Raw genomic sequence first — 669 nt, forward strand, 5'->3', positions numbered from 1 at the left:
TTGCTCGTTCCACCACTTTATTTAACAACTGGTTAGCTTGTGCTAGTGATGTCGTTTGCTGGTCAATGGTCAGCAGTTGTTTAGTTACATCTTCACCAATGGCATGTTTGATTAATAAGCTGTTTTTCCAATTAAATAGCATGCGCTGTTTATCATCTAAATATTCTAAATCGACATAGGCTTTCAATTGCTGACTTAGATGACTAATTGTGTGTTTTTCAGAGAATGATAGCTCGTCAGTTAAAGCGTCAAAGTGTTCATGATTTCTAATCTTTTCGTCAAGATTGTGATATTTAGCTTGGGCGCTTCTTTGTGCGCTAACTTGTTGATTAAACGCTTTTCTATTTTGTCTCTGACTATTAATCCCTTCATGTTGGGTAGGTGTCTCTTGAATTCCTTGATCGACAAATGATTTTTCGCTAATTCGATCGGGAATATTTTTTTGTGCCAAAGACTGATTAACACTTGTTGCCCAATTATGCCGCCACTCATTAATTTTTTCCTTTTTATCCCAATCAACTAACCAAATTTTTCTTTGTTTTGGGAACCCACTTTTAGTTAGAAGTTGCTTGCCATTTTCATCTTTAATGTATTGAGTTTTTGCCTTTAATCCCCAAGTACCATCGATGTTAAATGGACGATTGGTTAACATCACATGTGCATGCGGAT

At 36.2% G+C, this 669-nt stretch carries 1 protein-coding gene; it reads right to left on the bottom strand.

Going from position 1 to position 669, the window contains the following annotated elements:
• A partial coding sequence (locus tag FD47_RS14710; RefSeq protein WP_162260765.1) for a MobA/MobL family protein occupies positions 1–669 on the bottom strand: 669 nt, incomplete at both ends.

It is taken from the genome of Lentilactobacillus parafarraginis DSM 18390 = JCM 14109, from assembly GCF_001435895.1.
Lineage (GTDB): Bacteria > Bacillota > Bacilli > Lactobacillales > Lactobacillaceae > Lentilactobacillus > Lentilactobacillus parafarraginis.